Raw genomic sequence first — 7,146 nt, forward strand, 5'->3', positions numbered from 1 at the left:
ATGACTTTGCTGGAGACAAGAATCCGTTTTGAGGAGACGAAGAACATCTATGACCGCGCGATCCTGACCTTTCATGGGGTGGAGGGCTTCGACGTTTACAATATTTCTATTCCTTTTGAGAAAGACGGCAAGCGTTATCTCTTCGGTCGGGTGGAGCGGCGTGAAGAATGGGCCCGCTCTTGGGTGCGCCTGTTCGAGGAGACCGGACAAGACGACTGGACCCTGGTTCGGGGTGGGATGATTTATACGCTTGAGGACCCTTACGTCAGCCTGATTGCCGGCGAGGTCGTCCTGGGCGGCACGCATGTCCAATATGAAAGCGGCCGCGTTAAAACGTACTTCGGTTATTTCTACCGGGGAACCGATCTGCATGATTTGCATTACTTCACCACCGGCCCGAATAAAATGAAGGATATCCGTCTGGTCGGCCTGCCGGACGGCCGGATCGGCGTATTCTCCAGACCCCGGGGGGCAGAAACGCGCGGAAAGTATGGCAGCGAATCGATGATCGGCTTCACGGTCATCGATCACCTCGATCAGTTGACAGCGGAGGTCATTGAGCAGGCGCCTTATATTCGGGGCATCTTCGGCGAAGGCGAATGGGGCGGCGTCAATCAGGCGTATCTGCTGGACAGCGGAAAAATCGGCATTATCGGCCATATTTGTTACCGGGACAAAGACGAATCCGGCGGCGAAGTGAAGGTGTACCTGAATATGTCTTTCGTCTTCGATCCGCAGACGCGGGAGAGCGAGGATCTTAAGCTGATCGGCAGCCGCACCTGCTACCCGCCGGGACCGGCCAAGACGCCGCATTTGGTGGATTGCGCTTTTACCTCAGGTATCGTGATGCGGCAAGACGGCAAGGCGGATTTGTACAGCGGCATCGGCGATTGCCAGGCGGGCAGAATTACGATCGACGATCCGTTTGCCGGCTACGGAAAGATCGTTTAGGAGGAGAGCGAATGACAGCGAATCCGGCCATATGGCATATTGACCATTTGGAGATTGCCATCCGCATCGCGGTCGCCCTGCTGGTCGGCGGGCTTGTCGGGCTGGAACGGGAACGCGGACAGCATCATGCCGGACTCCGCACGCATATTCTCGTCTGTCTCGGCTCGACGCTCATCACGCTGATCTCCACCTATGGATTTGGCCAGTTTGCCAGCGAACCGAATGTCCGGATGGATCCGGCCCGTCTGACCGCGCAGATCATCAGCGGCATCGGCTTTCTGGGAGCGGGGACGATTCTGCGCACCGGCAATTCGATTTCCGGGCTGACCACGGCGGCGTCCTTGTGGGTGGTCGCCGCGATGGGTATTGCCATCGGCGCCGGATTTTATTTTGGAGCCATCCTTACCTTTGTGTCCGTGCTGGTCTGTCTGTTTGTGCTGCAGTGGGTGGAGCGGCATATCCGACCATCCGGCAAGTCGGCGGTATATACGGTAACAGTGGCAAAGGAAGGCGATCCGGGATTCTTTTTGAATTTTTTCCGGGATGAACATATCAAGGTGAAATCGTTCAAGATGGATATGCTGGAGGACGGCGCGGTGCGGATGCACTTCATTCTCTCCAGTAAACATTCGGACATGAAGCAGAAGATATCGAAGATGTCGCTGAACCGCGAGGCGGGAATCCAGCACATGGAGATTGGGATGTGAGGGAACGGGCAATGAAATACAAGCTGCTGGCGCTGGATATGGACGGTACGGTATTGAACAGGCAGCACGCGATTTCCGCGGAGAACCGCAGATGGATAAGCCGGGCAATTGAAAGCGGCATTTCCGTGATGTTCGCGACAGGCCGCGAGGTGCAGAGCGTCGAGCCCTACGTCAAAGAGCTTGGGCTGACTTCGCCGATGGTCTCGGTGAATGGCAGCGAGATTTGGCAGGCTCCCGGCGTGCTGATGAAGCGGCATATCCTGCTTCCCGGCTGGGTGGCGGAGATGCGGGAGTTGGCTATGCGCAAAGGCTGCTGGTTCTGGGCTTATACCGTCGATGAGGTGTACACGAGGGAGAATTGGCCGGCGGGGCAGGCGGACCTGGAGCAAAGACAGTGGCTCAAATTCGGCTTCCGCTGCGAGGACCCTGCCGTATTGGCCGGCATCCGTCAATCCTTGAAGGACACGGGCCGCTACGAGTTGACCAATTCCAGCCCGGTCAACATTGAAGTCAATCCGCTTGGCATCAATAAGGCCAGCGGCATCATCGAAATTTGCAGCCTTCTGGGGATTGGGCTGCAGGAGGTAGCCGCCTGCGGCGACAGCTTGAACGATCTCCAGATGATCCGCTCCGTCGGCCTGGGCATCGCGATGGGCAATGCCCAGGAAATCGTCAAGCAGGCGGCCAAAGCCGTGACGGGAACCAATGAGGAGGATGGCGTGGCCCAGGCGATTCGGAATTATCTGCTCTAATAATTTTAATAAACGACCGCCTGTAGGGCGCCATAATTATAACGATCGTCAGTTATCATATGACGGTCGTTTTTTTATGGTTATTTTGCAGCTGATGCGTAAATATCCGTTTACTCAGTACGAGCACCCTCGTTTGCTAATTCAATTCGTTCACCCCTTTCATATCTTCTCTAGGCGGACAACCGAACATACGGGAGTATTCGCGGCTGAACTTTGTCGGACTTTCATAGCCGATCCTGAAGGAGGCATCTGCGACCTGCTGATTCAGTAATAAGAATTTCAGCTGGTGTATCCGGATGACGAACTAATCTCACGACTTTATCTAATAATGATATATCTAACTATGCAACATTCTGCGTCTGGATTTCTCTCTCAAATTCGTCTTGGGTCCGTTATAGCTTAACAGCTCCAATATTTGGCCCAGGGTAAATTCGATTTTACAGGATAAATTGGGGTCTTCTACGGATGCTCCCAGCACTTCGCTGATGATTGATAATCCATGAATGCTAAAAAGTAATGGTGGACAATATCAGAAATGATTTTCATCAAGGTTGACATTCTTAAATTCATGGACGACGATACAAAGTGGCGGATTGTAGAACTCATAAGGAGGACCAGCTACGGTTGAATAATGAGCGTCGGAAAAACGAGAGAAGGTTGGGATGGAATATCCCTTTGGCAGCAACCTACCCGGTTTGACGGAGACCTAACAGAGGTTAAGCTATACCTGAAGCAGGAGACCACACAGTTGGAGCAGGGGATTAAGCAGTAGAAGCAGCCTGCCCGGCTTAATGAAAACATCAGATGGGTTGTGCTTATAAGAGTATGAGCTTCAGCGAGCTTGCCGATTGAATGGCAAGTTTGTCTGTTTACTATGAGGATTCACATAAATAAATTTCATGAGGTAGTTATTGGTGAAGCGCAAGTGGTCAATAGCAACGAAGGCATTTTTATTTGACGTAGTAGTTCCCACAAATGAAGTATAGTGGCCCTACAATATATCTGGAATATAATTTTTAGATAAACGCACAAGACTTCAAATCCTGCGATAGGTGACCATCGTACGGGTTCGACCCCCGTCCTCGGCATCCTTGATTTATAAGGGGGTTTTCTGAAAAACCTTAGGTTTCGAAGTGGAGCAGGAAAGGACTTTTTGTTGAGTTCTCTTCTGCAGTGGATAATTCTGATATAGTATTTGTGGTTGTTGCCATAAACAATACCAAAAACTTAACTCAAGAAGTTGATGGCTACCCTGAAGGTCACACACTCACAAGCGTAAAAGTGAACAAGGTTTTAAAGAATACCGGGAATGTTGAAATTGGAGAATATTTTGAGGTTGCAGAACCCTATTTTATTTGGGACAAGGGCATTGTACCAGGTAAACAAAAGATCACATATGATGGATACACAGATCTTCAAGGCGATGCAAGCTACGTTCTATTTTTAAAATGGGGGAGAAAGTATCAACGGTTATTGGATACGGAAAAGATTTGAAAGAAAAAGAGGTGATGGAAAATAAAGGACAGTTCAGAGAGTGAAAGAATGAAATTATTGAAGAATTCAATGTGCAAAAAAATCAATGATAAACTGTAAGCCCGTCAACCTTAACTGGTCGGCGGGCTTCTGCGTTTACAGTATAAATGCGTTTGCAGCATGCCGGGTATTGATGACATAAAAAAACTCCTGATAATTGACCATTAGAGTTAAAGAAAGTGAGTGAAATGAAGGCTCCACATTAATATATGTGAACGGATGGCGAAAAGGTACACTCCTCAATAATTTTAATATTCCTTATAGGGATGCCTAAAATACCCACACCAGTATCTAAGTGTAGTATTAAGTTATTAAAGCTATATTCACAAACACCCTCAAAGATTTCCCCAGTCATCAGGTGTACGTGAACCGATACTTTTTCTGTGAGCGAGTGATTGATTATTGTTGAGTACATAATTAGCACCGTCCATTTTATATGTTATAAATAATTAAACTTTAATTGCAAAGCCAATGAAAATGAAGAAAATATATATTTTGTAACATTTTAAGTATTGTAGGGATTTCGTTTTTTATGTGATTATGTTAACTTAGTATTGCGTTATTCTATTCGAGATGGTTGCTATAAAGGAGTTTTTAGATGGAAAGTATTGAATTTTAAAAAAACAAATATCAAGAAATAGAAGATCAAATTATACTCTTTATAACAAAACATTCGAGTCTTGAATATATAAAGAACTCAGAGCGAGTTGTAGAGGGAGGGGCGTATTCTTGGGCAAGTCTTAATTCAATAGAAGCACAAGTAATACAAACCCAACTTCGAATAGAATATGGGACTTTAGTTGAAATGGCTAGAGAAAGACTTGAAGAACAGGAAAATAAACATCTTATTGATTTTGACCGAAGTAGTGAGCTGGTGTTAAGTTATATAAAACAGGACTCCATACTTTGGATGTCTTCATTAGAATTAGCAGCTGAGGCTGCAAAAGTTGAACTGGATATTCAAAGATTCTTGCTTTCTAAAGCATAATTGTGAAAACTGTCGGCTTAGGCCAGGCGGTTTTTTTGAATAGAATGATCATACTTATTGGCAATTACGGAGGAAGTCTTGTGTCGTGTATAACAATAATTGTGATGGAAACACTTTAATAACTATAAAAAAAGAAGAAGGTATTTTTATGAATCATTCTCTTACTAAGATTAGAAAAGGACTTTCATTCTTGGTGTTCATTTCAAGTACGTTGTTCTTTGTAAGATCAGGAGAAGTAATACACCTATTATTCTTAATCGCTTCAATTTTAATTAAGGGGCAAAGCAGTTCCGAGCTCTAAATCAAAAATGAACACGGGCGAGAGGTTGTTTTTTCACTTACTATTCCCAAGGTGAATAAGATGAGGTTGGGGTGAGTAAATGGGATTCGTAATTTTTAATTTTAAAGAAGGCACTGTTATCGAAAGTGAATTCGATGACAGCTATACAAATGATCTTCTGGATACAATTTTAACCTTGTTATCAGGAGAAGAAGTTATTCAAATTAAACAGCTTGATGGAAAGATGCAGAAATATACAATTGATTGTAAAGAATTTGAATCTGTTTCAATTCATTATTAACTATAAGTGTTGATTTAATTTACAATAAAGCCCGTCTACTAATTAAGGTTGATGGGCTATTTTTATAGTTTAATTCCGAGATCCAGAAGTTGGTTTTTTACAGGTTTCTTTTGTTTAAGACACTCGACTTCGTTCCGTAAGGGTGGTTTTAAATTATCAGTATCAAGGATTAATTCGGGGTTATGAGATATAGTTTCCAACATCCCACAAAGCATGTAAAGACCCTTTTCTCCAAAATTCCGTGTATTGACTAATTCGATGATAGAAGTATTTAAAACGTCACCAATGGTTATGAAGTCGCCTTCCTGTAATGAATTTAGAACCCTGGAGATACTTCTGTCGGAAAAGTCAGTTGGAGCAATACGTAAAAAATGAATTGGAAAAGGGTAGAACACCAAAGGGACGTGGATTGAAAATTTAAGGGGGGCCTTTATTTTCATTACAATTCCTCCAGTATCAATTAATTCTTTATATTAATCATATATCTTAAGTGTATACTTCTTTGAAGTATGTACCAATATACAGTTAGATAAATATATTTACGATTTTGTAAACAATTGTAGAGAGTATCCTTAGTCATGAGAAGCAGCAGTATTAAACGAAACGCCCGGTTAGGATGTTCTACTTAAGAGAAGTGGGCTATTATTATTGCTAAGCGACTCGGAGAGAGTGAGCGGTTTGGTATTGTACTGACTTAAATGTATGTGGTTTTAGCCGTTACATACAAAATAGATTCTCTAAGGATACCTGGGAACCTCAGAAGGAACTAAAGCGCAGAAACGTCAGGTTTATTCCGGAGGAGCAGGATGACTTTATCCTGCACTATAAGATATTCTTCCGCGGAGGAACGTTTTGGACTTACCGGGGATGTGCTGCTTACGGAGATCAGTCTGAGACTTACTAAGTACACCACTGAGTTAGGTGGAGTATTAAAAGAACATATGTTGTTAAAGAGATAAAAATGCCTCTCCGTATTGGGAAGGCATTTTAAGTATTGAAAACCATTGTTCTTTAAACCCAAGGCATTCTAAATTTAGATCATCATATTTTTCTATCAGAGACTGTAATCTGATTAACCATGGATCCCAGATATTTGACGTACTGAGGTGTTTATTTGCTATAAAGGCAGAAAAAAGTTTGTTGTTACTCTCAAGCCCCCTAATAGAATTGGAGTCCTCAAGATGCATAAGGTACACTAATAGAGAAGGGGATGAGGAACATGAAGAGCAATAAGTTGTACGACGAACAACGGATCAAAGTTGCCCAAGAAGCGATTAATGGAACAAAAATATCTTTTCTTGCCCGTAAGTATTCTGTTTCTCCGAGCACGATTGCGAACTGGGTGAAGTTCTACAAAGAACGATTCGGTGAGCAGGCAACACCCTCTGTTAGCGAACGTATCGAAGATGCAAAACGTGTTCAGGAGTTAGAGGACAAGATGGACACTGCGATTAAACTCCTAGGCGAAAAAGATCTAGAGATCGAGCTTCTGCGTGAACTGCTAAAAAAGACCAACCCCGCTTACAAGACAAACTTGAAATAGCCGATGAAAGCATTAAGCGGGGCTATGCAGTATCGGTGGTGCTCCGATTGGTCGGTGTGCTGGAATCGACGTACTACGCTCGCAAACAGCG

Annotated in this window: 9 protein-coding genes; 7 read left to right on the forward strand and 2 right to left on the reverse strand. The window is 44.3% G+C overall.

What is annotated here, in order from left to right; translation table 11 throughout:
• From BLR64_RS22945 to BLR64_RS22955, 3 genes are read left to right on the forward strand one after another with little or no spacing between them, the layout of a single operon-like run.
• Positions 1-951, forward strand: coding sequence for a DUF1861 family protein (locus tag BLR64_RS22945; protein WP_090717982.1), 951 nt, complete (start codon positions 1-3; stop codon positions 949-951).
• Positions 952-962: 11 nt separating this feature from the next.
• A complete protein-coding gene (locus BLR64_RS22950) occupies positions 963-1,658 on the forward strand; it encodes an MgtC/SapB family protein (protein WP_090717984.1) in 696 nt (231 codons plus the stop codon).
• Positions 1,655-2,410 (forward strand): Cof-type HAD-IIB family hydrolase, encoded by a 756-nt coding sequence (locus BLR64_RS22955; RefSeq protein ID WP_415841058.1) that lies wholly within the window; start codon positions 1,655-1,657, stop codon positions 2,408-2,410. The genes BLR64_RS22950 and BLR64_RS22955 overlap by 4 nt, the downstream gene beginning before the upstream one ends.
• Positions 2,411-2,546: 136 nt before the next feature.
• Here BLR64_RS22955 and BLR64_RS31275 read toward each other — a convergent pair whose 3' ends face one another.
• The gene (locus BLR64_RS31275) at positions 2,547-2,708 is read right to left on the reverse strand and encodes a helix-turn-helix domain-containing protein (RefSeq protein WP_139172062.1); all 162 of its coding nucleotides are present in this window, start codon (positions 2,706-2,708) and stop codon (positions 2,547-2,549) included.
• Between the two features lie 875 nt (positions 2,709-3,583).
• Between BLR64_RS31275 and BLR64_RS22960 the strand changes: the two genes are divergently transcribed.
• The 3 genes from BLR64_RS22960 (at position 3,584) to BLR64_RS22965 (ending at position 5,512) form a co-directional block, all read left to right on the forward strand.
• Positions 3,584-3,904, forward strand: coding sequence for a hypothetical protein (locus BLR64_RS22960; protein ID WP_090717987.1), 321 nt, complete (start codon positions 3,584-3,586; stop codon positions 3,902-3,904).
• An 844-nt stretch (positions 3,905-4,748) separates the two neighbouring features.
• Positions 4,749-4,931, forward strand: coding sequence for a hypothetical protein (locus BLR64_RS30095; RefSeq protein ID WP_139172060.1), 183 nt, complete (start codon positions 4,749-4,751; stop codon positions 4,929-4,931).
• 380 nt (positions 4,932-5,311) lie between these two features.
• Positions 5,312-5,512, forward strand: coding sequence for a hypothetical protein (locus BLR64_RS22965; protein ID WP_090717989.1), 201 nt, complete (start codon positions 5,312-5,314; stop codon positions 5,510-5,512).
• Between the two features lie 62 nt (positions 5,513-5,574).
• On the opposite strand, the gene BLR64_RS31280 is transcribed toward BLR64_RS22965, so the two are convergent.
• Complete coding sequence (locus BLR64_RS31280; protein ID WP_090717991.1) at positions 5,575-5,952, reverse strand: DNA-directed RNA polymerase subunit alpha C-terminal domain-containing protein; 378 nt, start codon at positions 5,950-5,952, stop codon at positions 5,575-5,577.
• A 779-nt stretch (positions 5,953-6,731) separates the two neighbouring features.
• On the opposite strand from BLR64_RS31280, the gene BLR64_RS22975 reads away from it, so the two are divergent.
• Positions 6,732-7,055 (forward strand): transposase, encoded by a 324-nt coding sequence (locus tag BLR64_RS22975; protein ID WP_167360765.1) that lies wholly within the window; start codon positions 6,732-6,734, stop codon positions 7,053-7,055.
• The last annotated feature ends 91 nt before the right edge of the window (positions 7,056-7,146 follow it).

Source organism: Paenibacillus typhae (assembly GCF_900099765.1).
Classification (GTDB): Bacteria; Bacillota; Bacilli; order Paenibacillales; family Paenibacillaceae; genus Paenibacillus_AQ; species Paenibacillus_AQ typhae.

Bases quoted from the DNA above. Each gene is read 5' to 3' on its own strand.
- BLR64_RS22965 (WP_090717989.1), top strand. From the start codon at position 5,312: ATGGGATTCGTAATTTTTAATTTTAAAGAAGGCACTGTTATCGAAAGT.
- BLR64_RS22945 (WP_090717982.1), top strand. From the start codon at position 1: ATGACTTTGCTGGAGACAAGAATCCGTTTTGAGGAGACGAAGAACATC.
- BLR64_RS22975 (WP_167360765.1), top strand. From the start codon at position 6,732: ATGAAGAGCAATAAGTTGTACGACGAACAACGGATCAAAGTTGCCCAA.
- BLR64_RS30095 (WP_139172060.1), top strand. From the start codon at position 4,749: ATGGCTAGAGAAAGACTTGAAGAACAGGAAAATAAACATCTTATTGAT.
- BLR64_RS22950 (WP_090717984.1), top strand. From the start codon at position 963: ATGACAGCGAATCCGGCCATATGGCATATTGACCATTTGGAGATTGCC.
- BLR64_RS31280 (WP_090717991.1), bottom strand. From the start codon at position 5,952: ATGAAAATAAAGGCCCCCCTTAAATTTTCAATCCACGTCCCTTTGGTG.